The following is a 26,531-nucleotide window of genomic DNA, read 5'->3' as shown; positions in this document are numbered from 1 at the left end:
TTTATAGGATTTTATCAACCGCTATTGGGATTTATCGACCGTTTTTTCTTTATATCAACCGTATTTTCAAGATATCGACCGTTCCTCATATAGCGACATATTTCGCACACCCAACCGCCACCGCCAACAGCAACATTTCAGCACAAAAAAAAGAGCACTCCCCAATTCCCGAGCGCTCTTCCCCATTAGCTCCCCATCTTACGACGAGTATTGCTGGGCTTCTTCGTTTGTTGACTTTGCATGCGTTGATTGGAAGCAATGCCCCCAGTTGCTTGCTTGCCGCCTGCCTGAGCTTCTTTCTTCTTTGCCAGCTGCTGCTTCATTGCTTCCTGCAGGCTGATTTTTTTCTTTTCTGGCTGTATTTGCTGATCATTATTATTCGACATAATGGAATCTCCTTTTGAGACTACTAAATTTTTGAAACTACCTCTATTATAATACATCCACCACCAGAAAACATCTCAAGTTCCAAATAAAAAAGCCAACCCGTAAAGGATTGGCCGTCATTTTCTAGTGATATCCATTCTGCCCGTTAGCAGAACCGGATGTTTTCTGTTTCGGTTTGTGCTTGCCGTTTTGCTTTGTACCGCCGTCTTTTTTCGTTTTCTTTGTCATGCTGAATCACTCCTAATAAGTAGTCGTCATCAAGAAAACTTGTGGTTTTTGAACCATTCTTATTTTGTGCCAAAAATGAAAAGAGTCTCCCGGTAATTACCGGAAAACTCTTTTCTAATCAAGCTGCCGTTTGAGGTACGTCTTCGTCGACTTGAATGACGGATCCATCGTTTAAGCGCTTTCTTAATGTGTAAATAAAAGCTAAGATTGCGGCGATGGTTACGACTGTTGCTCCCATATAGGCTGTACCCATGGATAAACCGAAACCGATTGGTGCATTCAGGATATAAGTGAATGTCACCATTGTCATGAAGATCGCTGGAATCGTTGCGACCCAGTGCGGTTTCTTTTGGAGGGCCAGATACATGGCACCTACCCAAAGAGCAATCATTGCTGTCGATTGGTTCGCCCAGGAGAAATATCTCCATAATAGATTAAAATCAATTCGGGTCAATACGACCGAGATCACGAACAATGGAATCGCAATCCAAAGTCTGCTCGAGATTTTCACTTGTCCTACTTTGATATAATCGGCAATGATCATACGCGCACTTCTGAATGATGTATCACCAGACGTGATCGGAAGAATGATTACTCCAAGGATGGCGAGTGTTCCACCGATTGATCCAAGCATAAGGATCGATACTTCACTTACAACCGCTGCAGGTCCGCCTTCTTTCAGGATGGCATTCAGTTCACCAGGCTGGAATAAGCTCATGGCAGCTGCTGCCCAGATCATCGCAATGATCGCTTCTAAAATCATCATTCCGTAGAAAATTTTGCGTCCGTTCTTTTCATTTTGAGTCGTTCTTGAAATGATTGGTGATTGTGTGGCATGGAACCCTGAAAGTGCCCCACAAGAAATCGTCAAGAATAATAATGGGAAAATCGCTACTGATTCAGGATGCATATTCGTTAAGCTGATCTCAGGAATATCCGCCCCGGTAATTACTAATCCCGCTCCGATACCAACTGCACTCACTACAAGCAGTGCTCCGAAAAGCGGATATACTTTACCGATGATTTTATCAATCGGTAATAGGGTTGCGACAATATAATAAATAAAAATTGCGGCGATAATAACACCTAAAGAAATCCAGGCTGGCGTCAGATTCGCGATCAATGCTGCAGGTGCTGTAACGAAAACCGTACCCACCAGCACGAGTAATAGAATCGAGAATGCGTTCACAACATGCTTCATCGTCTTACCAAGGAAGCGTCCTGCAAGCTCCGGTAAATGAGCTCCACCGTTACGGATCGAAATCATCCCCGTTAAGTAATCATGCACCGCTCCGGCAAAAATCGCACCGAGTACGATCCAAAGGAAAGCGACCGGTCCATAAAGTGCTCCCATGATCGGACCGAAAATGGGTCCTACACCCGCGATATTCAAAAGCTGGATCATAGAATTTTTACCCGTCTTCATTGGTACATAATCCACTCCATCCGCCTTCGCATAAGCAGGAGTCGAACGACTTTCATTAATTCCAAAAATCTTTTCAATTAATTTTCCATATGTGAAATAACCGATAATTAATACAACAATCGAGACCAGAAATGTGACCATGCTTATGATCCCCTTTCGTTCATTTGTGAATACGCTTTCATTATAGCAATCAAATTCACAGTTTTGTCACATTCTGTTCAAGATGTCGTAAATCGGGGTTGAGATGTTCTGAGCGGGGGTTAATGTGCATGGTGGAGATGATGGGTGCCTGGCACTATTAGATGGTTTGGTGCCTGGCACTGATGACGGGTTTGGTGCCTGGCACCAGATGCTTGATTTGTACCAGGTACCAAAAGCCAAATTTGTACCTGGTACAATGAACCATATTTGTACCTGGTACAATAAACCGTATATGTACCTGGTACAAATCCATTAACCTGTACCCATTACAAACAACATCAATTGCACCTGGTACAAACCAAACTCTCAAAAAAACACCCCCACCTACAACTCCAACCGCTCCCTCAATTCTTTCACATAATTCCGGCTCACTGGAATTGCTTCTTCCGCTCCATGAACCTTCAGCTGATACACACCGCTCCCCCACGGGATGAGCTCCTCCACGAAGGGCAGCTGAACGAGGTAGCTTTTATGAACCCGGAAAAATGGATATGTACTGAGCTTCGATTCCAATTCCTTGATCGGCAAGCGGCACGTATACTTCTTCCTCTCCGTACAAATAAAGGTTTCCCGCTCTTCACGGAAGATATATAGAATGTCTTTCGGGCTGATGAATACAATTTTGTCTTCATCCTGAACCGCCAGTTTCCCCATCGACGGACTCTCGCTTTGCTCTTTCACTCCCACTTTCAAAAGATTCTTCAACCGATCCATCGTTTGCCCGAGCTGATCTTCTTCAAATGGTTTCAATAAGTAGTCAACGGCCTCAACCCGGAACGCTTTAAGGGCATAATCCGGATACGCAGTGGCAAAGACGATTTCCGGTTTGTGCTTCATTTTTTGCAGGGCTTCTGCTAAGTCGACCCCGCTCATGCCCGGCATTTCAATATCAAGGAATAGGACATCAGGTTCTTTTGTTAAAATGATTTCCAATCCCTTTTCGGCAGAGCTTGCTTCTCCGACTACTTCCACCCATGAATAACCGCTTAATAGATGCTTCATTTCCTCCCGGCTATATGGTTCGTCATCAATAATGGCGACTTTCATTCTTTATCACTCCTTACCGTAAATTCAACGGTGGTTCCATTTCCTATTGATGAAGTGATCGATAGACCTGCTTCTTTCCCCATCATCATTTCCAATCGTTTGTTCACGTTATAGAGTCCGATACCTGTACCGGACTGTGATTCCACAGGCTCAAGCAAAAGCTTCTCCAGTCTCTCTTCATCAATCCCCGCGCCGTTATCCTCAACACGGACAGTCACCTCATCACCATTAAGCGCAATCAAGATCTTGAGCACAAATCCTTCTTCAACATTCTTCATCCCGTGCTTAATCGCATTTTCAACAAGAGGCTGAAGGGTAATCGAAGGGACTTTCGCCTGCAGAGCATCTTCGTCAATCTCATACACCACTTCCAGCCGGTCAAAAAATCGTGCTTCTTCAATGGCGAGATAGGCCTTTACATGCTGTCCTTCTTCTTTAAGGGTCGAGGTGGATTTCGTGCTTCCTGTCAGGTTCTGACGGACAAATTGAGATAGTGAAATCAGAAGGGTCCTCGCCTTATCGGGATTGATCCTCGTCAACGATACGATGACATTGATGGTATTGAATAAGAAATGCGGATTGATCTGTGCCTGCAGCGCCTTTACTTCTGACTCTTTCGCAAGCTCTTTATGGGTATCGATTTCAGCAAGCTCCAGCTGATGGCTAAGCAGGGTCGCGATCCCCTTCGTTAATTCCATCAGGATCGGCGATATTTCTTTTTCCGAATGAAAATAGAATTTAAGCGTCCCGACAATTTCTCCCCCTTTTAAAAGAGGCGCCATGATCGCGGCTCCCAATGGGCATCCATTCCGGTCACATTGAATATCCTCTCTTCCCACCTTCATGAGCTCTCCCGTTTCGATGACCCGTTTCGTGGCTTCGGTTTGAATCGGGCGCCCTTGTTGATGGTGATCCGAGGCAAGACCTACATGAGCGAGGATGTGGGAAGTGTTCGTGATGGAAACTGCCAGCGCGTTCACATCTCTCATCAGGATCTCACACGTTGCCTGTGCAGAGGCGGCATTCAATCCTTTTCGCATATATTTCACCGTGCTATCTGCCAATCGCAGTGCTTTCTGGGATTGAGCCGCTCCCATCCGCTCTTCTTCATAAAAAACGCTTTTAATGATCAGCAGGAAAATCCCGGTTCCGACTCCATTTGCAAGGATCATCGGCCATCCGATATCGGAAACGAGTAAATACGCATCATCAAACGGCTTCGATAATAGAAGAATGAGAAGCATCTGCATCCCTTCTGCGACAAAGCCAACCAAAAACGCTTTTTGAGGGGAAACAAGCCTGTTCTTCTTTTCCCGCTTCCCGATCCACCCCGCCAGTAATCCAGCTAACACCGTCGAGATCCCGCACGAGAATGCCGTGAATCCTCCAAGAAAATACCGGTGGACCCCAGCGACCAATCCAGCTCCTAGTCCGATCCATGGACCACCCAGTAACCCGGCGACCACGACACCGATCACCCTTGAATTGGCAATCGCTTCATTCTGCTGAAGATGCCACTGCCATTTTGTATATTCCTCTTGAAACGGATTCACGATCAATCCTGTATATGTACCAACGATCCCGAAGAAACCAAATAGCAATATGAGCAAAAAAGTCTGGGTTTTCTTCACATGGGTTCGTTGTTCAATAAGATGACGGAAGAAGCTGATCCTGGTCATAATAAAAGCAATCGTCACAATGATACCAAGCCTCTCCACCATCGCAGCTATCAACAAGGGGACCACCTCTCTTTCTTATATACATAAAAAAAGAAGACCTACTAAACGTCACGTTTAATAGAATCTTCCCCTACTTTGACCTGTACTATGTCCGGGGAGTCTTTCCCCTATTTTAACATGAATCTTTGTCTTTAATCGTGACCAGTGCATTGATTTCTCCGCCGATCATGATGATGATTCCCGTTAAGTAGAACCAGATCATGAGGACGATGATCCCTCCGATGCTGCCGTATGTGGCCGAATAATTTCCGAAGCTTCCTACGTAATAAGAAAATGCCAAGGATGCGAGTACCCAGCCAAGCGTCGCAAAGATCGCCCCGGGGAACGCGCTTAAGCATTTGATCCGTTTACTTGGAGCAAAGAAATACAACCCTACGAAAATAATAAACAGGATGATGGGACTGATCGCCCAGCGAATCCCGTTCCATACCGTTAAAAATTGCTCTGAAAATCCGAATTGAGAAAATAATAAAAGACCGATCTGTTTCCCGAACACCGGAAGTAAAAGAGCTATGACAAATACGAGAATCATGGCTAGTGTCAATAGAATAGACATGAGACGGGTCGCAATGAATGATCTTGTCTCCTCAACATCATAGGCACGGTTTAAACTTTTCACGATGGCATTCATTCCGTTGGAAGCCGACCAGATCGTGGCGATGATACTGACAGACAGTAAACCGGAATTCCGGTTCGACATGATGTCCTGAAGCGTTTCCTCGATCATGGACATCGTTTCCCCTGGAGCAAAATCCCTGACCAGACCCAGGATGTCACCCTGCTCAACGGGAAGGTATGGTAAAAGTGTTACGATAAAAATCAGCAGTGGAAAGAGCGATAAAAGAAAGTAATAGGCAATTTGCGCGGCTAGCCCCGTTACATCATTCGCACTAATATTTGAGAAAAGACTTTTTGAAAATCCTTTCCATCCTCCTTTGACCGTCTCATCCGGCATATTCTCACCTCGTTTAATTAATATCCCTTGAATGATGAAGCAATCGGTTGATTTTCTTCATCCTGAGTTGTTAGTTCATTTGATGTTTCCCTATCTGAAAACGTATCTTTATAGGTTTCTGAAGAGTCTTCAAAGGTTTCTTTTGTTTCCTCGATGATTTCTTTCACCTGTGGAGTCATCCCTTTGATTTCATCTACCTTTTCACTGATAAATTGAATATCCCTGCTGACCTGATCGGCAGTCGTACGTAATTTCTCATACACTTCCTTCGATGACTCGACCAGTCTTTGAGGATTTTTTGAGTACGTTGAAATATAATTCCCACTGTTCTTTAAAGATGTCCCCATTTCCTGACGGGTCGTTCTATCCAGCAGGGAAAGCAAACCTCCTGCTGCGGCACCTAACAAAACCCCTTTAAAAAATTTATTACTTCCCATATGTATTACCCTCCTTCAAATGATTTTCCTTTTTAATTTTATCTAATAATTGGCTGCAGCCAGACTCCACCAGATCATATACCTCGTGAAAATTCCCCGTGAAGTATGGATCGGGAACATCTTTCTCCCGGCTTTCTTCCACCAGGTCCAGGAGCTTGAACACCTTTCCGTGATGATCACGATCAAGGATCTTCTTCATATTTTGTTCATTCGAAGCGTCCATGGCCACGATGTAATCATATTTCTTATCTTCACCATGAAATTGTCGTGCGAGCAAGCCATCACTCTTTATATTATTTTCTCTAAGAATGGCTAAAGTTCCTTCATGAGGTTTCTTCCCGACATGCCAATCTCCCGTGCCTGCAGAGTCAACTTCAATCACGCCATCCAGATTCCCTTCTTTAACCTTTGACCTGAATATCGCCTCCGCCATAGGGGACCGGCAAATATTTCCCAAACATACAAATAACACAGATACCATGAACGTGCCTCTCCTAACGTTTTAACTTACCTACTCATTTCCCATTCCTTAATAGTGTAAAACATTCTCAGAAAAAAATCCTTCTCGGGTGGAAGTTATGTTGACAGGTTCAAGGAATCATGGAAAGATAAATATAATGAATGCACGTCAGAAAGGACGATTCCATATGGATTTATCACAAAATACAACGGAAAATATCGAATTCATGGTCACTGCCATTAAAGAAAAATTAAAAATTGTCAATGCCGGAGCCGTAAAGCCTGAAGACTTCAATGAAGAAATGTATGAAGATCTTCACGACCTTTACGTAATGGTCGATCGCAAGGACAGATTCAGCCCGAGTGAAATGACTGCGATCATTGAAGAAATGGGTAACCTGCGAAAATGATATGTAAAAAGGGGACATTCCCTCAAAGGTACAAAATACCTTGGGGAATGTCCCCTTTCATTTACTTGTCCTACTTACTAGAAAGAAGCGCCAGTGATTCACGGTTGAATGCCGGAATATCATCCGGTGTCCTGCTTGTCACAAGCTGGTTCCCGCATACGACAACTTCTTTATCCTCGTACGTCACACCTGCATATTCCATATCAACCTTGATGGACTTGAAGCCAGTCGCTTTGCGTCCTTCCAGTGCTTTTGCCGTAATCAATAATTGTGGACCATGACATATGGCGAATACCGGTTTTTTCTCATCCATGAAATGCTTCGTAAATTTCACGAAACGGTCATCTGCACGCAGCTGATCAGGAGAGAATCCCCCTGGTAATAATAGGGCATCAAAGTCTGCAGGATTAACGTCATCGATGCTTTCATCAATTTTCACCGTTGCATCGCCCTGCTTCCCTTTCACTGATTTCCCTTTTTCTTTTTCAATCGTCACAACTTCGTGACCTGCTTCTTTAAACGCTTTTTCAGGATCTGTAAATTCTACGTCTTCAAACATGTCTGTGATTAACGTTGCTATTTTAGCCATAAAATTGAAACACTCCTAGTTATCGTTTGTTTTTTACCACACATGTACTTTACCCTTTGTGCATACATTCAAACACAACACCCTTATTTATCCATCGTGAATTGAGAAAAAATCGTGTTCCTCTGCACTTCATACACTTCTTCACCCACGATATCATTGATGATTTGAATATTACGGTCCACAGCCAACCCTAAGTTCGTTGCCCCTGCACCGTGAGAATGCTCCAGGCTCGTCACCGTATAGAAGTGATGATCCCGGTCTCTGTTCTCTTTGAATTCCAGCTTATAATTTCGGGAGACTTTATACTTCTTCTCATCCTCCCAAACGATTTTGTCCTTGAACTCCTCAAAAAACCAATCAGGAATATTCGGCTTATAACCCGTCGCCAATATCACTTTATCCGTCTGATATGAAAAATCACGCTCTTCCTGCCATTGACGGCAATTCAGAACGTACTGATCCTCCTCTTTCCGGATCTTACTCACTTCCGTTAAAGGCTGAATCATAATGTCCGGTGAGTGATCACTGACCGAATGATTATAAAGGATGTTGTAAATATTATTGAGGGTATCGGGATCAATCCCATTCCGCAGCTGATCCAACGTTTCTAATGCCTCCACACGCTTCTCATACGTCAGCCCATGAAAATAATCCACATAGTCAGGGGCAAAGAATTCCTGTCCAAGCTTCGACGACTCGAGCTGCAATATTCCTTCTGAACGGGTCAGCCATGTAAGCTGATATGAATGATTTTCCTGCTCCTTCAATAAATCAAAGAACACCTCGGCTGCACTTTGACCGGATCCAACAATTGTAATCGCGGAACCTTCCATTGTTGTGTTTTTATGGAACAGATACTTACTCGTATGATGTACGTCCACATCCGGCAGACCATCCATCCCGTCTAAAATCAACGGCTTACTTCCCGTCCCCATCACCACATGCTTCGCATAATAGATCTCACGCTCGTCGGTCAACCGGTTATCGATCACAACCTTATAGCAGTCGCCCTGATCCGTGACCCCGATCACTTCACTATGAAATTGACAGCAGCTTAGCTGACTCACCACCCAGCGGGCATAATCATTGTACTCCTGCCTGGGCATTTCAAACTTTTGAAAAAAGAAAAATTTATATAAACGATTATGCGTATGTAAGTAATTCAAATAACTGTACCGGCTTTGTGGATTCGCAAACGTCACCAAATCCGCAATAAATGGAACCTGCAGATCCGTCAGATTGATCAACATCCCCGGATGCCACTGAAACTCAGGTGTCTGATCAAAAAACTTCACCTTCAAATCCGTCTTCTCCTCCATCAACGCCGCCAAACTTAAATTGTATGGACCAATCCCAATACCGATACAATCATATACATCCTGTCTACTCAATTGGCTCTCCTCCACATTTGTAATCATCTTTCTATTTTTACCCTAAAACGATGGGGGATTACCCTTTTTAGTGAAAATAATTGTGACGGATGTGTGTGGTGGGCGAATATTTTGACTGGTGAATTTCGCGTGATATTTAACAGTTGATTTTCAATCGGAATTTGACTGTTAAAATATACCCGATATTCAGCTGCTGAACTATTTTAATTGATTCGCTTTAAGAATTGCACCCTTAACGGTGTTTTTTATTATTCGCGATTGAATATTGGTTAAGGAAAGGGACAAATGTGTATAGATGCGGTACTTCAAAGGGGATGCGAAACTTTTTATTATCGAGTTTCCACTATATAATATTATCGACTTTCGGATTATATTATCGACTTTACTCCCATATATTATCGACTTTCCAGATATATTATCGACTTCGGCACTTTTATTATCGACTAAGGATAAAACGACACAAACCGACATACACCTCCGCCACACACGCCAGCACCACATACCCAAACAAAAAAACCGATCCCACCACAAGGATCAGTTCTTCCTGAATATCATCACATACCATCCGCCTTCTTTCACGATCGGTTCGACGGACTCCACTTTGAAATTTGTTTTAGCGGCCAATGTCTCCATCTCCTTCTGCGACGGAATCGGATACAGGTTCTGGAAGGTCATGAAGAAGCTGTTGAAGGCGCTGGAAAACTGCTGACCGTGCTTTGATTTCTGCATAGGTGTCAGAACAAAGAACAAGCCTTCTTTTTCAAGCCAAGTCGATGCTTTCTCAAAGAATTGCAGTCTATCGGACGGATCGATATAGTGAAAGAGATTATTGGCCATGATCATGTCAAAGAGCTGACCAGGTTCATATTCATGGAGGTCCTTACAAAGAATTTCAATATTTTCATAGTCACTGAGCGATTCTTCAGCAGCCTTTGCGACGGCTTCATGAATCTCGATCCCTACCATTCTCTTATCAGGATAGCGATCTCCTATTCTTTTCACATACCCGCCTTCACCACAGCCCAGATCCAATATCGAATTCACATTGTATCTTTTAATCGCCTTCTGTACCTTTGGAAAGGCAAAGCGCTCTAACAGAATCGACGTTTTGGCTACAGTCGAGCCATGGACATCGGAATTGAAATGCTGCTTCGTTTGATTACGTAATAATTGTGGATACGACAAGAGGGCCGGTATGTGAAGCTCCATCATTTCTTTCAGCAAAATACCTGACGAATGAGGGTCCCTCTTGGGAGTCGGAAGCTTCCATCGGTTTCTCGTGGTGACTTTCTCATCCTCCACCCGCTTCATATGCTTGATGGTGATGCCAACTTCTACCCACTGTTCAAGGAGGTCCATTTCGATATTTTTTTCAAGCGCAACTTCCTGAATGGAGGCAGGCTTTGTAAAGCTTTCAAAAAGATCCATTTCATACCCTACATAAGCGTGCCAGCTGTACAGAAACGGCACATTCTTTTTCATCCATGTTCTTGCCCGCCATACTTTCACCATTTCTCCGATCATCGTAGTGCCTCCTTTCCTTTCCAGGGATAATCCTGAACTTCCGTAAATTTTGTGTTGGATTTTTCTTCTTCTGTTAACGAATCATTTCTGATTGGAAGCACTCCCCCCTGGACCATCCGGTCGTACAGGGTTTCTCTCCACATGCCGAGACCGGATATGTTCAGCATCTGCTTGTAATGGGAGATCGAATCCCTCTCCATGCGCTGAAGGCTCTTATTTCGCAGCCAGCCAACCGGGCGATACGGATATGAATAAACCAGGGCCGATAAATGACTGAGATGCATTTGATGGGCCACCCTTCTTTTCCGGACCTTTGGGTACCACTCTAAATTAGCAGGATCTAATTTACCGGCCGAATACATATCACACAACAATTCTCCAAGAATGCTCCCATCCTGTATCGCCATATTCATTCCTTCTCCTGCCATAGGGTGAACCGTGTGGACGGCGTCTCCTATGAGGGCAAGATGATTCTTCACATAGGTTTCCGCATGATATTTCAGGGGTACCATCAGCTGAATTTTTTTCCAGTCCTCTATTTGGTTCACATACCCATCGAGATCCGGGCACATTTGGATATAGAGCTTATGAAATTCTGAAATCGGTTTTTTCCGAAGAGACTTATATTCCCCTGCTGGAATGAGATAAACGGATCGTACTTCATCGTTTGGTAACGGGAACAGACCCAGGAATGATTGATATGTAGAAATGATACGTCCCTTCACCATTTCCTTTGGACGTGGAAACGTCACCGTCAAGAAATGATGGTTGTACTTTCTTTCCTTTACATCCACTTCCATATAGTCACGGGTGACAGAGCTTCTTCCTTCAGCCCCTATAATGAAATCACTATGAATCTCGTGTATCTCTTTCGTCTTCCGATCCTCGATGGTCACCATGTGACCGTCTATTTTCTTACAGGCTGTATTTGATCGATAATGAAATGTTGGATACTCCTGCCCTTTATCTCGTAAAATCTCCTTTAACGTTTCATGATGGATCATTAATGAATAAGGGTATCGACTGGGAAGAATCGAGTAGCTCATCGTGGAGTTCTCCGCTTTTGATTTCGCACGTTTCAATTCAATGAGTTCCAAATCGGAAATGATATGGCCGTTTTCGGAGACGGAGCCAATGACCCCCAATGAATCGAATATTTCCAGGCTTTTTGGCTGGAGGAGTTCGCCTTTGTATACGGAACCTGGACCTGGTAACCGTTCCACTACCGTTACGTCTATATTGCACTGCGCTAATTTCAAGCCGAGTGTCAGACCGCCGATTCCTCCACCACTAATAAAGACGTTTGTCTCCATTTCTCCTCACCTCTTTCTCTCTCTTTAACCTTTTTCCGGGATGTTGAAACGTGGCGATGTGCTCTCATCCAATCGCCACGAGTAGACAAGTTCTTAAGAAAGAAAAGAGAAATAAGAAATTTGTAGAACGTACTATTTCCCGGAAAATATCAGCATTTCAAGAGTCCACCTTATCTGGAATTTACATTTTTTGTCGGATGATTTCCCTTAGTTAAATCGACAATAGCCGAGGAAATAAAAAAACTCCACGACAAGAGTTCCCTCTCATCATGGAGTTTCTTCTATTCTATTTTTCATTTGCAATCGGCAGCAAGATCGTAACGGTCGTTCCTTCCGATACATTGCTTTGAATCGATAGTGAGCCGTGATGTTCTTTGATGATTTTTTGGCAGATCATCAATCCGAGACCGGTCCCTTTCTCTTTCGTGCTGTAGAAAGGTTCACCTAAATGCTTCATTCGCTCAGGCGGGATTCCATTTCCATTATCCTGAATGGAGATTTTCGCATAACCGTCTTCTTTTTCAAGTTGAACACTGAGGAGACCCCCACTTGGCATGGCTTCCAGGGCATTTTTCATGACATTTAATATGACCTGTTTCATTTGATGGGAATCACAATAAATTTCCGCTTCTTCCACGGAGAACCTTACATCGACTCCTTGCTTCAGGCATTCCATCTTAATGAATTCGACAGAGCTTGTGAGCAGTGTCGTCAGGGAGGTCAGGGAAAATTGAACGGCTCTCGGTTTCGCCAAGGCCAGAAACTCATTGGTGATGATTTCGATTCGATCGAGCTCTCCCTGGATGACCCCTAAGTAAAAGTCATCCTTCGCATTTTCTTTCATCAGTTGAAGGAAGCCTTTCAGGGTCGTCAGCGGATTTCTGATTTCATGGGCCACTCCTGCTGCGAGCTGTCCGATCATCGCTAACTGTTCCGATTTCTTCAGTAAGTCTTCATTTCGCTTCTTCTCGGATAGGTCCCGGATGATGGCTGAAATACCGATCAGGTTTCCATCGTCATTTAAGATCGGGTTCATGTTAAAGGCAATTTCAATTGGCGTGCCGTCTTTTCGGTACCGCACCGTTTCATAATCCTTTATTCGCTTCCCGGCCTTGATGGTCATTAAATTCTGTTTGAATTGTCCTACCTGGTCTTCCTGGTGAATAAAGGTGATTTTATTTCCTGTAATTTCATCTTTATTCCAACCGAACATCGATTCAAACTGCTGATTGACCTTCAATACGCTTCCCTCTGGATCTAAAAGAACAATTCCATCACCGGCATGCTCAAAGTACGCTTCCAGTAATTCTTTCGCTTCTTTTAGTTCTTCTTCCATCTTCAGTTTCTCTGTGATATCCTGTCCGAATCCATAAATTCCGATGACCTTGTTTTTGACCCGGATCGGGATGTTGGTGACCGCTACATGGCTTTTGCCACCTTCACCATTTTCGAAGGTGGTGACAAATCTTGACGCTTCTCCTTTTAGGGCGACTTCAAAGTGATTGATGGCTGAATGCTTACTGCCTTCCGCGATGAATTCACTGAAGTGACTGCCGATCATATAAGGAGAGATATGATTCCATTGCTGTTTCACAGCAGGGTTCACTTCCTGGATGATCCCCTTCGTATCAACCATATAAATATTATCAGGACTGTATTTCACAATTGACTTATACTTTTGCTCGCTTTCGATCAGTTTTCTCTGAATATCTTTGATCAGGGAAATATCTGAAATGGAGCAGATGATTTCCGCTACTTTTCCATCTTGTACCACTGGGACGATGGAGGCGATATATTCTAAATCCTTGTATTCATCCTCATACGTCAACTCTTCCCCTGTTTCCCATATACGCTTTAGTTTAGGTTGGATTTTCCCTAAATGATGGGAATCAAATACTTCTTCAATGGTTTTACCAATCACCTTTGAAGGAGTCAGATTTAATTTTTTCAATAGCTCCCCTGCCGCCATCTCGATGACAAATTCATTGTCCCTCTTATTAATCTTATAGGTGATCGTCTTTTGGAGGCGAAGTGTGTTCTCAAGTTCCGCCTTCAATGAGACTAGTTCGTTTTCATAGTTTTTCTTCTCCGTGATGTCGTGAAGGATGATTCCGACACTGTCTACAGTTCCGTCACTTTTGTAATTGGCCGGGGAAATGGTAATATTGCATGTAATCTTCCGTCGATTATCCATCATGAAGGTTACTTCTTCCCCGGTCGTATTCACTCCCCTTATTCCGTTCATCACTAAGTTGATAAAGGCTTGATTCTGAAGGGGTGTTTGATTGCACAGGGACTCACCCAAAACGGTATCGGAAATATGAAACAGCTCCTGAAAGGATTGATTCATCTCCACTACTTTCCCTTTGTTATCAAGAATACAAACACAAGTTGGGGTGTTATAAATAAGAGACTCATATATGGCCGAACGGGAGTTATTTGAATAATCATCGGATACGTGCTTCTCTCCACACACCTCCGGAACAATCATCACTAATTCTTTTTGTTCATCGATCTGTTTACGTTTAACTTTGTAGGTATAATGATTTAATCGGATGGAACAATTCTTTTCTACTAATATTTTCTGAAGAAGATTATCTTCTTGCAGGGTCAAACCTTTCCATTCTTCATTCTCTTCTATAAAATTTTGGTCTTGCACATCTATTATTGCAGCCGGGACTGGAATCGAGTCAACACTCAATGCATGATAGGGTTGCATATCAGCCATAGTACCTTCCTTTTTTGTATCGTTATTTACCACCATTTTACCCTACCTCTTCAAACATATAAACGGTCAATATATTTCATATAAAAAACCCGGGCACAACCATCTGCCCAGGTTTCTCCTATTTTCACAGTATTAGAAGGTTTTCACCTTCGCAAGTTTGGCATAATGAACTGCAATATCTGCCCCTACATGAGCATTGTTCTTCACGAGTTCGATATTGGCTGTAAGGCTCTTTCCTTCTGTTAATTCTTTTACTTTCCCAAGGAGGAAAGGCGTAGCTTCCTTACCTGAAATACGTTGTTCTTCCGCTTCGTTTAACGCTCTTTCTATGATACTATTCATCTCGTTTTCATCCAGTGCGTCCTGGGCAGGGATCGGGTTAGCGATGACCACGCCTCCTTTTAATCCAAGGTCCCATTTCGCTTTTAGAATATCAGCCGTCTCTTGGGCGGTCTCTACTTTATAGTTCACTGAAAAAGGACTGCTTCGTGTATAAAAGGCCGGTAAGGAATCTGTTCCGTATCCTAAAACAGGCACTCCTTTTGTTTCCAGGTACTCCATCGTCAAGCCTATATCCAGGATGGATTTAGCACCGGCACAGACAACGGCCACGTTCGTCACAGCAAGCTCCTCAAGATCCGCCGAAACATCCATCGTCACTTCTGCATTCCGATGCACACCCCCGATGCCTCCTGTCACGAAAACCGAAATACCAGCAAGCTCCGCGCAGATCATGGTGGCAGCAACCGTAGTCGCCCCGTCCTTTTTAAAAGCAAGGATATAAGGGATGTCGCGGCGACTTGCCTTGATCACGTCTGAAGCCTGTCCTAAATATTCAAGCTCTTCATTAGATAAACCAATCTTGATCTTCCCGTTCAAGATGGCAATCGTTGCTGGAACTGCACCCTTTGAACGAATGATACCCTCCACTTCACGAGCGGTTTTCACATTTTGTGGATAAGGCATTCCATGAGAAATAATCGTTGATTCCAATGCCACAATTGCCTTTCCTGCCTTTTTGGCTTCTGATACTTCCTGCGAGTATTCAATATATGAGTTGATATTCACGTACATTTCCCCCTAATCAATAGTAATGACTAAACTCTTGTTGAAGCTTGGACTTGTTCAGCGTAGGTGCCACCGTAAATTTGGATTGCAGTGTAATGGACGAGCAGATCACTCCGATCCGGCAAGCTCCTTCTGTATCGGATCCTTTTAAATAGCCAAATAATATTCCCGCAACAAGGGCATCTCCAGCACCTGTTACATCAGCGACTTCAACTTTGGGAGGTAACACGGCTCTCGCTTCTTTATAAGTAGTGTAATAGACCAATCCCTGATCTCCCCGTGTAATCACGACCCTTTCCGCCCCTCTTTGTGTGATGGCTTTGGCCGCTCTAAAATAGTCGCCCTCTGTCTCAATCGTCATTCCTACATACGTTTCCGCTTCCCCTTTGTTGCATATGAACCAGGAAACCCCTTCCAATGATGTAGGAAGCTTCAACACTTTCGGTTCAGAAACCGGGATGATCGTAAGGGGCACTCCCTCCGTTTGGCACCTGCGGATGATGTACTTCAGTACATCCTCTGGAAAATTGGTGTCGAGCAGCACCATTTCAGATGAAGAAATCAATCCCCATCTCTTATCAATAAAACCAATGTCAACGCTTTCATAAATGTTCATATCAGCCAAGGCAAACAGCATTTCCCCTTTTTCGTCCAATATGGCGGAGTAAGCCCCGGTGCTTTCATTTAGAAGCCGCTGGGATGCGGATACATCGGCATACGACTTCGTTTGAGATAAAAGCCAGCTTCCTTCCGTATCTTCGCCTACAACCGTTATCAAATTGGCCTGTTTTCCCAGCCGGCCTAAGTTTTCGGCAATATTGCGTGCTACGCCGCCACTGGATTGCTCTGTTCTCGCAGGGTTTGAGGTTTCAGGAATAAACGTACCGTCCAACTGAAGCTTCCGGTCGATATTCGCTCCTCCGATGCACGTGATCCCGTTTTTCTTCGGAAGAACATACGCACGCCCCATGATTTTCCCCTGCTTCACCAGATTCGAAATATACCCTGCAACCGCTGAGCGTGACATCCCACTTCGCTCGGACAATTCCTGTTGAGTCATAAATGGATTTTCCTCAATATACGTCAACAAAAGCTTTTCTTTTTCGTTCACAAGCTCCCACCCCTATAAAGAAAAATAACTTTTGTTAATATTTTAAACTTTTGTTTAAATTTAGACAAGAAGGAAAATAAAAGAAAAAGCGTCCCGATATACCTCAGGACACTTCTTTTCCCTATTTACTTGCCTTTACCTCATACACATGTTGACTCGATTCAAGAATATGGTCGGGTTTAGGCTTGCCGGCACTCGCTTTATGACCTGCAATATGCTCAGGGCTCTTCTCCCAATTTTTCCAATCCGCTTCCGATTCCCATTGAATCATGACAATCACTTCTTCGTCGCCGCGGCGTACTTTTTTGACGAGGACTTTTAAGTCGATAAACCCTGGCTGTTTTTCAATTAATCCCTCACCGGAAAACCTTTCAACCACTTTTGATGAGGTTCCCTCTTTCACTACCAGTCTCTTTATTTGATAAAACATATTATAAACCTGCCTTCGCATCTTCAACCATTTGTTTCATCGATTGAAGTCCGCCTCCTGAAAGGTACCATGGGCCCCCATTCAGATAGACGATTTTTTCATTTTTGTAGGCGTTCGTTTTTTGTACAAGTTCGTTTTCAATTGAATCTTTGACGCTTGCGTTTGGATCAAAGGCAGCATCACGGTCGATCACAAACAGAACATCGGGATTTTGTTCCAATACATATTCAAACGTCACATTTTGACCATGAGTGGATTCCTCTATGTTTTCATCAGAAGGCTTGAATCCGAATACATCATGGAGAATTCCGAAACGGGAGCCAGGACCGTATGCACTGACTTCCCCTTCATTCCCCATCAAGATCAACGCTTTGCTATCAAGGCTTCCAGTCTTCTCTTTAATACCGTCGACACCCGCTTGAACATCCTCTAATTCCTTCTTCATTTCATCTTCTTTATTAAAGATTTCTGCAATGGTTTTCATGTTGCTTGTGAATGATTCCATGTAATTTGTGTAATCCGTCTGAACATACACGGTGGGAGCGATTTTCGCGAATTCTTCATACATTTCCGATTGGCGGGCAGAGATGAAAATCACATCCGGTTTCATGGAGCTGATCGCTTCAAAGTCTGCTTCTTTCAAACTTCCTACGTTCGTGTAGTCAGAACCGCTGTATTTCTCAAGGTATGGAGGAATGGTTGCTTGCGGTACTCCCGCTACTTCCACTCCAAGCTCATCTAACGTATCAAGGACACCGAAATCAAACACGACGACCTTTTCAGGATTTTGCTTAACCTTCGTTTCGCCAAGTTCATGCTTGACTGTGATTTCTTTCAGTTCTTCGTTTCCACCGGAACTCTCCGATTCTGTCGTTGATTCTTCCTTTGAACCGCACGCTGCCAATACTAGTAAAACTGTAAGTAATAGTGTTATTAATGACCATTTTTTCATTATCTTTTCTCCTCTTTTTTATGAATTAAAATAAACACAAATCCGATTTTCGTTCATCTGTTGTACAGGAATGTCCATATCATAGATTTCCTTTAACGCTTGGGTTTGAATGATGGTATCTGTTGAACCTTCATTTATGACCCTGCCATTTTTCATTGCAACGATTCTGTCTGAATACACCGAGGCAAAATTGATGTCATGCAGGACAATGACGACCGTCTTCCCCAGATCATCCACTAATCTGCGCAGAATTTTCATGATCTGGACGGAGTGTTTCATGTCCAGGTTATTCAGGGGCTCATCCAGGAGAATATAATCTGTATCCTGGGCGATGACCATGGCAATGAAAGCACGCTGCCTTTGCCCCCCGGATAATTCATCTAAGTAGTTCCCCTCTAACTCCCCCAGATTCATATAGTCAAGTGCCTGATTAACTGCCTTTTCATCTTCTTCCTTTAATCGGCCTTTCGAATAAGGAAATCGTCCAAACGATACCAGTTCTCTCACCGTCAAACGGACGTTAAGGAAGTTCGATTGCTTTAGGATCGCGACTCTTTTGGCAAGATCATCTGATTTCATTTTCTTGAGATCAGCTTGATCCAGTATGATTTCACCACTATCTGAGTCGAGCAGACGGCTTACCATTGATAAAAGGGTCGACTTCCCGGCACCATTCGGTCCAATAAACGAAGTAATTTGACCAGGCTGAATCGTGACAGTCACGTCTTCAACCACCAGCTTTTTCCCGTACGACTTGGATAGCCCTCGAATGTGTATCATTTGGCTTTACTCTCCTTTAACAAAAGATATATAAAGTACATTCCTCCGATGAAGTTTACAATCACACTTAGGGTCGTGGAAAACGTGAAGATCCGTTCTACCACCCACTGTCCGCCAACGAGGGCAATGATACTCATCAAGCCCGCGCCGGTAATGAACATGCTGTGTTTGTAGGTCCGGAAGAATTGATAAGCTAAGTTTGCGACGATTAATCCGAAAAAGGTAATCGGCCCGACCAGGGCGGTTGAAACAGCAATGAGTACAGACGCAATCACCAGCATACGACGCACCATTCGATCATAAGGCACACCAAGATTAATGGACATCTCCCTTCCCAATGACATGACATCCAGGTAATGGATCTTCCTCCAGCCAATCATCATCACGATGGTTACCACGATAAGGGCAAGCCAAACCAGATCCGCATTCATGTTATTGAAACTCGCAAACATCTTATCCTGAACCATTAAAAACTCATTGGGGTCAATCAACACTTGCAGGAATGTGGTGATGCTTCCAAAGAATGTACCAACGATGATTCCGATCAACAATAAATAGTAGATGGGTTGATTACTATGACGGAATAATAATTGATACAGGATAAGAGCAAATACAATCATGGCTGCAACCGATAGTAAGAAGTTTATATTCTTGTTGATGACAAGCATGTGATCCGATCCCAGGAAGAAAATGATCACCGTTTGAAGAAGGAGATAAAGAGAATCAAGCCCCATAATACTCGGTGTTAAGATCCTATTATGTGTGATCGTTTGAAATACGACCGTTGAATAGGCGATTGCGATTCCCGTAATGACCATAGCAAGCACCTTCATCCCCCGTCGAGGCAGTGCATAATCATAGCTTCCATTTAGCTCGTAGAATAAATAAATCCCGCAAAATAACAGGGCTACAAATAATAAAATAAGCATTTTCCACCGATTACGCATATGCCTTCCTCCTTACCAGCAAGTATAGGAAGATGGCACTGCCGATGACCCCAACCATTAAACTAATCGAAATTTCGTACGGGTAGATGATAATCCGGCCTAAAATATCACAGACAAGAAGGAAGATCGCTCCAAGTAAGGCCGTATGAGGCAATGTCTTCTGTAAGTGATCTCCTTTAAAGATGGAAACGATATTGGGTATGATCAAACCCAGAAATGGGATCATCCCGACAGTCAATACGACTGTCACCGTAATGAGGGCCACCAGAACGAGACCAGTATTCACTATTCTGCGATAAGAAACACCAAGGTTCTTGGAGAAGTCCTCCCCCATCCCGGCGACAGTAAACCGATTCGCATAAAGATAGGCAATGATCATAATGGGAATGCTTATGTACAAAAGTTCATATCGGCCTTTCATGATCAATGAGAAATCACCCTGCAGCCATGCCGCCATATTTTGAATCACATTTGCCTTGTAGGCAAAAAACGTTGTCACCGAAGACAACACATTCCCAAGCATCAACCCGACGAGGGGGATAAAGACTGCATCCTTGAACTTGATCCGATCGAGTATTTGCATAAAAAGCAATGTGCCGGCTAACGCAAATGCAAAAGCAACAATCATCTTCTCAAGTAAAGAGGCGTTTACAAACACAATCATCGATACAAGGATCCCCAGCCGGGCAGCATCAATCGTCCCCACCGTCGTAGGGGATACGAACTTGTTTCGACTCAAGCTTTGCATGATCAACCCTGCAATGCTCATTCCCGCACCGGCAAGTAAGATCGCCAATAATCGGGGGAATCGACTGATGAGAAAAATCTGTGTCTCTTCGGATTGAAATTGAAGTAAATCCATCGGTGTAATATGGCTCACTCCTACAAATAAAGACAGGAGTGACAGCAAGATGAGCGCAATAAAAAGGTAACGTTGTTTCATGACTATCCCCAAAACTTTCATTGATTTTACTAAATTTCATTGATATTGAAAATCATTATCATTTAGCACATGACTATCATATACTGCATTTTCAAAAGGTGTCAACACCTAATTGAAAATGATTATCACTAATTCCATAATCATCCACGAACCAGAAGTAGGTCGCAATGCGCAGGGCAGCCAGAATTCCATAAAAAAAAGACTTGCTTCCCCACTCGGAAAAACAAGTCTTTTGGACTATGATATTTTCTTTTCTTTTACCTTGCCGGTGTCTTTCATGTAATACTCATCCGACGTAAAGAACTCATGTGTAAGCCTCTTAACTTCTTTACTTAAAAGAAGAACCGCAATGATATTCGGAATTAAGATCGCTGCAAGGGCTAAGTCAAGGAATTGCCAAATGACTTTTGCTGCACCAACTGAACCAAGCACGATCGCAACCGTATATACAACCTTGATTCCTTGTGCTGCCTTCCAGCCAAATAGGAATTCCGCTTGCTTTGCTCCGTAAAAGACGATGACGATAATCGTCGATAGTACGAAGAAAATCAATGAAATCGTAACGAGGATTCCACCAAATTCCCCGAAATAACTTGTGAATGCTTCTGTCGTAAGGGCTGACGGGTCATCCAATGCATTCTCTGCTGTCCACACCCCTGATGATAACACTACGAAGGCCGTTGCCGTACAGACAATGATCGTATCAATCACGATCCCAACGATAGCCCAAAGCCCCTGCCTGACGGGATGATCGGTTTGTGCCGCAGCGTGGGCAATCGGCGCAGTTCCAAGTCCTGCCTCATTTGAGTATAATCCACGGGCAAATCCCCAACGGATCGTTTCAGCCACTGCTACCCCGGCGAACCCACCCATTGCGGACATGGGTTGGAAAGCGTTTGACAGAATCAGACTGAAGAATTCGGGCACTGCACCAATGTTCATAAATAGAATGACCAAAGCGCTTCCTACATAGATCAGAGCCATGAATGGGACAAATATTTCCGTTACTTTACCAATACGCTTTATTCCACCAAATACGATTAATACAACGATGAGGGCCACAACAATGCCCGTGATAAGTCCATCTACATTAAATGTTTCTTCTACCGTTGATGCCACAGCATTCCCTTGCACCATCACACTTGGAATCAGCTCGATCATAAGGGCAAAGGCAAACCATACACCGAGCCATCTCATGTTTAATCCTTTCGTCATGTAGTACATGGGACCGCCAACATATTCCCCCTTTTCATTCTTCTCACGATAGCGGACCGCAAGTACACTCTCGGAAAACTTAAGAGCCATTCCAATTAAGGCAATCACCCACATCCAGAAAACAGCTCCCGGCCCACCAAACATGATCGCTGCCGGTACACCGACAATATTCGCCGCCCCGATGGTGGACGATAGAGCCGATGTCAAGGCCTGCAACGGCGTCACCGTTCCTTCGCCTTTCGGCTTCTTAAAAACGCTCCCTATCGTTTGTTTAAAGATGTAGAGAGGATAGCGAAATTGTATGAATTTCAATAAGAATGTCAGGTACAAACCCGTTGCACCCAGGACAATGATTAATGGGGGCCCCCATAACCATGCCGAAACTTTACCTATGATGTCAAAAAACGTATCCAATCGTGCTCCTCCTTTTAGTAGAGGCAGTGGCTAAGGTTTGGAATTGTTGGTTGGGGAAGGCGTAAATGATGGTGGAAAAGTATGTATAATGCCCTTCCTCCGCATATAGAGACCCCTGTTCCTGAAAAATTAGCCACTACTTCTAAATGGTTTTTCAAACTTTTCCCTAAATTTGGTGGTGTGAAACATATTGTTTAAAAATGAGGAAGGATGAGGATGATTTAGTTGGTTAAAACCAAGGTCCTTTCGACAAAACCCGTTCATTTCCCCGGAAATACGGCAATTTCTGACCAACAAAAAATCTGCAGCCAACTTCTGACTGCAGATCCTATTTCTTAATCTGATACCCTGGGCAGAATCAACACTTCCACCCGGCGATTTTGGCCCCGGCCTTCTGATGTAGTGTTGTCGGCAATCGGTTCAAATTCTCCGAATCCTTTTGCACTGAACCACTGGGGATCAAGCTTTGGATTGTCCAAAATGATTTTCATGAAATTAACTGCCCGCATGACGCTTAGCTCCCAGTTTGAATCGTATTCCGCATTACTGATGGGCACGTTATCCGTATGGCCGCTAATAATAATGTTCCGTGGAGGATTCATTTCAAGCAGCGCAGATAATTCCCCGGCCACGCTCAGGTCATTGCCTTGGACAATGGCTGATCCCGAGTCGAATAAGACATTGTCCCGAATCGTGAGAAGCAAGCCTTCATCGGTAAGCTTCGTGACGAATTGAATTTCCAGATTATTCGTTTTGATGTACTGATTTATTTTTTCCTGTATTTCCTTTAGCTCTTCCTGATCCTTTAGAAAAGCCTGCTTATCAAGTTCTTCCTTGCTTAATTCCTTCTCTTTTTCCTCTTCATTCCCTGAAGATGCTGCCTGTTTGCTTTCCTGATCGCTCGACTGCTGAGGTGCTACGGGGCTGGGGTACTCCATCATTCCCGTCCCTCCCGTGAAGATTTCACTGAACACCTGGGAAAGCTCCCTGAATTTTTGAGCGTCCACCGAGCTTGACGCATAAAGCACGATAAACAGGGCCAGCAGCAGGGTGAGTAAGTCAGCGTATGGAATCAGCCAGGACTCGTCCATATGCTCGTCGTCATGTTTCTTCTTACGCCGCCTCATCCTCATCCCCCTTTAATAACAATAATCGTTCACTTGCCGGTAAATAGGACGCCAGCTTCTGTTCAATCACCCGCGGCGATTCTCCCTCGATGATCGACAGGATCCCTTCCACCATCATCATTTTCATCTGTACTTCAAGCTTTGACTTGCGCTTCAGCTTGTTGGCAAATGGATGCCAAAGAACGTAACCCGTGAAGATACCGAGGAGTGTTGCAACGAAGGCCGCTGAAATCGCGTAGCCAAGTTCATCCGTATTGTCCATGTGACTGAGGGCCGCTATAAGTCCAATCACCGCTCCAAGCACACCGAGTGTCGGTGCATAGGTCCCTGCTTGTGTAAAAATGAGCGCCCCGGCACTGTGTCTCTCTTCCATGGCATCAATTTCTTCATGAAGCACATCCCGTATATAATCAGCACTTTGTCCATCCACCGCTAATGAAAGTCCGTCCCTCAAAAAAGGATCTTCGACTTCCTGTGTTTTGGCCTCGAGTGCAAGCAGTCCTTCTTTTCGGGCAAGATCTGCTAATTGAGAGAAGAATTGAATCGTTTGTTTCGGGTCCTGCAGTTTTTGTTCCTTAAACAGTATGCCGAATAGCTTAGGTACTTTTTTAATTTCATGGGTTGGAAAGGCAATGGTCACTGCTGCCACTGTTCCAAGCAAAATAATCAAAATGGCTGCAGGGTTCAATAAGGCAACAGGGCTTACTCCCTTGAAAACCATCCCCACTCCAACCGCTATCAATCCTAAAATGACTCCTATTAAAGACGTCTTATCCATCGATCGCTCCACCTTACTCATCGTAGTCTACTACTAGTATCGGATGGAATTTCTAATTATTGAGAGGTGAAAGTGTTCAAAATTTTCTTATAAATTACCGTAAATCGTTATGAAGTACTACCTGATCTTGTCGATATATGTACTATACAGGTGTCACTATTAAAGGAGAGAAAACGTCATGACCCCAGAGCAATTGAAAGAAATCGATAGTAAAAGAAAAAACCTGCTGTTCCTGATCACGTATTCCATCAGTCTGGTCGCAGCCCTCACGTATTCCATCATAAATGAGTCAGGAATCATCGCCGTAACCGTCTTCGCTTCCCAGATTCTATTTCTTACAGGATACTTTATTGTGCTGCAAGTAATCTTGAAAAAGCCACATTCCTATGTTTATTTCAGCATTCCTACCGTTTATGCCATCATCGGAATCTGGCTATTTTTAGAAGGATCCAATCCCACAGAATTAGTCATCTTATTATTTTTGGCTGTCATCAGTGCGATTCACTTTAATCCAGTGATCTTTGGAATCGGATATGTATCGGGACTTGCATTGTTCATCTTAAATGGAATCCTTGCGCCCGACAACGACCCGATTTTCACAGAATTATTCATTCCGGCATTGCTTGTCTATGTTCTGTTGGGGACGGTCCTTGGAGTGGTGATACACTTGAACCGCAATCAATTCAAGCAGCTTCAGGAATTGATCAAAATGACAGAAAGCGACAGCATGAAAAAAGAAGAACAACGAAACTTCCTACAAACAGAATTAGCGACCATCTCTACGAGCATTCATCAAATAAACGAGCAGATTCAAACCCACCTCGTCTCACATGATGAAATGAGAACCGCCGTTAATGAAATATCGGCTGGAAGCGTCACACAAAGTGACCAGATTAACAACATTGCTGCCGTTTCGGAAACGACGATGAGTAAAATGGAGGAGGTTTCCAAGCTTTCAAACAATCTCACTGTTCATTCTACCCAAGCGAATTCTATCGCCGTTTCAGGAAGCGAGCGTGTCACATATCTGCAGGAAAACATGATTGAACTGAAAAACATTATTGAAGGACTACGTCAAACGTTCAGCGAATTAACAAGCAAAATAGAAGAAACGAATACGTTCATTGGAAGCATTCAAGACATTACGGACCAAACCAATTTACTTGCCTTAAATGCATCTATAGAAGCGGCGAGGGCAGGAGAAGCCGGGCGGGGATTCAGTATCGTGGCCGATGAAATCCGGAAACTTGCAGAGATTACACGACACACAGCCATCCGCATTAACGACAATCTTGCTTCCGTTAACTTAGTGAACTCTTCTGCTGTCGAAATCATGAATCTCAGCTCAGAAAAGCTAAATGAAAATGTGGGAGCAACGGGAGAGGTAACGGAGTATTTCACGACACTTCGCGAAAAGCTTGATTCCCTTTCAAACGAGTTCAAGACCTTGACCTCTACCGCATCAGAAGTAAGAGGCCAAACCGAAGAAGCCGAACTATCAACGAAAGAGCTTGCAGCCGTCATTCAGCAAACCTCTGCAGGACTCGAAGAAATCAGTGCCACTATCGAGACCCTTCATGGTGATAACCGTATGATTGCTCAATATGTTCAAGATACCGCCACAAGTGCAGAGCGAATTCAACGCAGTGTAGAGTTGTAAAATATGATAAACTAAAAGCATTATTAGAGTACTAAAGGATGTGGCACCTTGAAACGAAGAATCATCATGATGATCCCCATCATGTTTATCGTAGCCGTGGTAGCGACTTGGATGATCGGCAAAGGATACTCTGAAATCCCTTCTGAAGCCAAAACCATGATCATCATAGGAGCGGCACTCTTATCCGGAGTGATCTCATTCTTCTTATTTAAAGATGAACCCGAGAAGAAATAAAGAAACACCACTTTCATTTTCTGAAAGTGGTGTTTTCA

Annotated in this window: 26 protein-coding genes; 4 read left to right on the top strand and 22 right to left on the bottom strand. The window is 43.7% G+C overall.

Annotated features, from left to right (window positions below):
• Positions 1–185: 185 nt before the first annotated feature.
• Both AAEM60_RS03080 and AAEM60_RS03075 read right to left on the bottom strand, forming a co-directional pair.
• On the bottom strand, positions 186–386 hold the full coding sequence (locus AAEM60_RS03080; protein WP_341357360.1) for a hypothetical protein: 201 nt from the start codon (positions 384–386) through the stop codon (positions 186–188).
• 347 nt (positions 387–733) lie between these two features.
• Positions 734–2,182 carry a carbon starvation CstA family protein gene (locus tag AAEM60_RS03075; RefSeq protein ID WP_341357359.1) on the bottom strand — a complete coding sequence of 483 codons (1,449 nt, stop codon included), beginning with the start codon at positions 2,180–2,182 and terminating at the stop codon, positions 734–736.
• 124 nt (positions 2,183–2,306) lie between these two features.
• Between AAEM60_RS03075 and AAEM60_RS03070 the strand changes: the two genes are divergently transcribed.
• A complete protein-coding gene (locus AAEM60_RS03070; RefSeq protein WP_341357358.1) occupies positions 2,307–2,498 on the top strand; it encodes a hypothetical protein in 192 nt (63 codons plus the stop codon).
• Between the two features lie 68 nt (positions 2,499–2,566).
• Here the strand turns inward: AAEM60_RS03070 and AAEM60_RS03065 are convergent, their stop codons facing one another.
• The 5 genes from AAEM60_RS03065 to AAEM60_RS03045 form a co-directional block, all read right to left on the bottom strand.
• On the bottom strand, positions 2,567–3,289 hold the full coding sequence (locus AAEM60_RS03065) for a LytTR family DNA-binding domain-containing protein (protein ID WP_299741644.1): 723 nt from the start codon (positions 3,287–3,289) through the stop codon (positions 2,567–2,569).
• Positions 3,286–5,034: a sensor histidine kinase gene (locus tag AAEM60_RS03060; protein ID WP_341357357.1), complete on the bottom strand. Its 1,749-nt coding sequence runs from the start codon at positions 5,032–5,034 to the stop codon at positions 3,286–3,288. Before AAEM60_RS03060 ends, AAEM60_RS03065 begins: the two co-directional genes overlap by 4 nt.
• Positions 5,035–5,140: 106 nt before the next feature.
• Positions 5,141–5,983 carry a YihY/virulence factor BrkB family protein gene (locus tag AAEM60_RS03055; protein WP_341357356.1) on the bottom strand — a complete coding sequence of 281 codons (843 nt, stop codon included), beginning with the start codon at positions 5,981–5,983 and terminating at the stop codon, positions 5,141–5,143.
• A 17-nt stretch (positions 5,984–6,000) separates the two neighbouring features.
• Positions 6,001–6,420 (bottom strand): hypothetical protein, encoded by a 420-nt coding sequence (locus AAEM60_RS03050; RefSeq protein WP_341357355.1) that lies wholly within the window; start codon positions 6,418–6,420, stop codon positions 6,001–6,003.
• Complete coding sequence (locus AAEM60_RS03045) at positions 6,410–6,901, bottom strand: low molecular weight protein-tyrosine-phosphatase (RefSeq protein ID WP_341357354.1); 492 nt, start codon at positions 6,899–6,901, stop codon at positions 6,410–6,412. Before AAEM60_RS03045 ends, AAEM60_RS03050 begins: the two co-directional genes overlap by 11 nt.
• A gap of 166 nt (positions 6,902–7,067) precedes the next feature.
• On the opposite strand from AAEM60_RS03045, the gene AAEM60_RS03040 reads away from it, so the two are divergent.
• Positions 7,068–7,289 carry a DUF1128 domain-containing protein gene (locus AAEM60_RS03040; RefSeq protein WP_044338940.1) on the top strand — a complete coding sequence of 74 codons (222 nt, stop codon included), beginning with the start codon at positions 7,068–7,070 and terminating at the stop codon, positions 7,287–7,289.
• A gap of 70 nt (positions 7,290–7,359) precedes the next feature.
• Here the strand turns inward: AAEM60_RS03040 and AAEM60_RS03035 are convergent, their stop codons facing one another.
• From AAEM60_RS03035 to motA, 15 genes are all read right to left on the bottom strand, one after another.
• Complete coding sequence (locus AAEM60_RS03035) at positions 7,360–7,878, bottom strand: type 1 glutamine amidotransferase domain-containing protein (RefSeq protein WP_299741630.1); 519 nt, start codon at positions 7,876–7,878, stop codon at positions 7,360–7,362.
• An 83-nt stretch (positions 7,879–7,961) separates the two neighbouring features.
• On the bottom strand, positions 7,962–9,269 hold the full coding sequence (locus tag AAEM60_RS03030; RefSeq protein ID WP_341357353.1) for a SidA/IucD/PvdA family monooxygenase: 1,308 nt from the start codon (positions 9,267–9,269) through the stop codon (positions 7,962–7,964).
• Between the two features lie 534 nt (positions 9,270–9,803).
• A complete protein-coding gene (locus tag AAEM60_RS03025; RefSeq protein WP_341357352.1) occupies positions 9,804–10,793 on the bottom strand; it encodes a class I SAM-dependent methyltransferase in 990 nt (329 codons plus the stop codon).
• The gene (locus AAEM60_RS03020; protein ID WP_341357351.1) at positions 10,790–12,106 is read right to left on the bottom strand and encodes an NAD(P)/FAD-dependent oxidoreductase; all 1,317 of its coding nucleotides are present in this window, start codon (positions 12,104–12,106) and stop codon (positions 10,790–10,792) included. Before AAEM60_RS03020 ends, AAEM60_RS03025 begins: the two co-directional genes overlap by 4 nt.
• 286 nt (positions 12,107–12,392) lie before the next feature.
• Positions 12,393–14,870, bottom strand: coding sequence for a PAS domain S-box protein (locus AAEM60_RS03015; RefSeq protein ID WP_341357350.1), 2,478 nt, complete (start codon positions 14,868–14,870; stop codon positions 12,393–12,395).
• Between the two features lie 96 nt (positions 14,871–14,966).
• Positions 14,967–15,896 (bottom strand): pseudouridine-5'-phosphate glycosidase, encoded by a 930-nt coding sequence (locus AAEM60_RS03010; RefSeq protein ID WP_299742643.1) that lies wholly within the window; start codon positions 15,894–15,896, stop codon positions 14,967–14,969.
• A gap of 22 nt (positions 15,897–15,918) precedes the next feature.
• A complete protein-coding gene (locus AAEM60_RS03005) occupies positions 15,919–17,013 on the bottom strand; it encodes a carbohydrate kinase (protein ID WP_341357349.1) in 1,095 nt (364 codons plus the stop codon).
• 121 nt (positions 17,014–17,134) lie between these two features.
• Entirely contained in the window at positions 17,135–17,443 is a 309-nt protein-coding gene (locus tag AAEM60_RS03000) for an antibiotic biosynthesis monooxygenase (RefSeq protein WP_341357348.1), read from the bottom strand.
• Position 17,444: 1 nt separating this feature from the next.
• Positions 17,445–18,395 (bottom strand): siderophore ABC transporter substrate-binding protein, encoded by a 951-nt coding sequence (locus AAEM60_RS02995; RefSeq protein ID WP_299741618.1) that lies wholly within the window; start codon positions 18,393–18,395, stop codon positions 17,445–17,447.
• 18 nt (positions 18,396–18,413) lie between these two features.
• Positions 18,414–19,175: an ABC transporter ATP-binding protein gene (locus AAEM60_RS02990; RefSeq protein ID WP_299741617.1), complete on the bottom strand. Its 762-nt coding sequence runs from the start codon at positions 19,173–19,175 to the stop codon at positions 18,414–18,416.
• Positions 19,172–20,122, bottom strand: coding sequence for an iron chelate uptake ABC transporter family permease subunit (locus AAEM60_RS02985; RefSeq protein WP_341357347.1), 951 nt, complete (start codon positions 20,120–20,122; stop codon positions 19,172–19,174). Before AAEM60_RS02985 ends, AAEM60_RS02990 begins: the two co-directional genes overlap by 4 nt.
• The gene (locus tag AAEM60_RS02980) at positions 20,115–21,065 is read right to left on the bottom strand and encodes an ABC transporter permease (protein WP_341357346.1); all 951 of its coding nucleotides are present in this window, start codon (positions 21,063–21,065) and stop codon (positions 20,115–20,117) included. Before AAEM60_RS02980 ends, AAEM60_RS02985 begins: the two co-directional genes overlap by 8 nt.
• Positions 21,066–21,302: 237 nt before the next feature.
• Entirely contained in the window at positions 21,303–22,694 is a 1,392-nt protein-coding gene (locus tag AAEM60_RS02975; RefSeq protein ID WP_299741611.1) for a sodium:alanine symporter family protein, read from the bottom strand.
• Positions 22,695–23,029: 335 nt separating this feature from the next.
• Positions 23,030–23,821 carry a flagellar motor protein MotB gene (gene motB / locus AAEM60_RS02970; protein WP_341357345.1) on the bottom strand — a complete coding sequence of 264 codons (792 nt, stop codon included), beginning with the start codon at positions 23,819–23,821 and terminating at the stop codon, positions 23,030–23,032.
• A complete protein-coding gene (gene motA / locus AAEM60_RS02965; protein ID WP_299741609.1) occupies positions 23,808–24,599 on the bottom strand; it encodes a flagellar motor stator protein MotA in 792 nt (263 codons plus the stop codon). Before motA ends, motB begins: the two co-directional genes overlap by 14 nt.
• Before the next feature lie 178 nt (positions 24,600–24,777).
• Here motA and AAEM60_RS02960 point away from each other — a divergent pair, with 178 nt between their 5' ends.
• Together AAEM60_RS02960 and AAEM60_RS02955 are read left to right on the top strand one after the other, a co-directional pair.
• Positions 24,778–26,259, top strand: coding sequence for a methyl-accepting chemotaxis protein (locus AAEM60_RS02960; RefSeq protein ID WP_299741608.1), 1,482 nt, complete (start codon positions 24,778–24,780; stop codon positions 26,257–26,259).
• A gap of 48 nt (positions 26,260–26,307) precedes the next feature.
• Positions 26,308–26,493, top strand: a complete 186-nt coding sequence (locus tag AAEM60_RS02955; RefSeq protein WP_299741607.1) for a histidine kinase — start codon at positions 26,308–26,310, stop codon at positions 26,491–26,493.
• Positions 26,494–26,531: the final 38 nt, after the last annotated feature.

This window comes from Rossellomorea sp. y25 (genome assembly GCF_038049935.1).
Taxonomy (GTDB): Bacteria; Bacillota; Bacilli; order Bacillales; family Bacillaceae_B; genus Rossellomorea.
The sequence above is the reverse complement of the archived record's forward strand: the minus strand, read 5'-3'. Positions and strand labels throughout refer to the sequence as shown.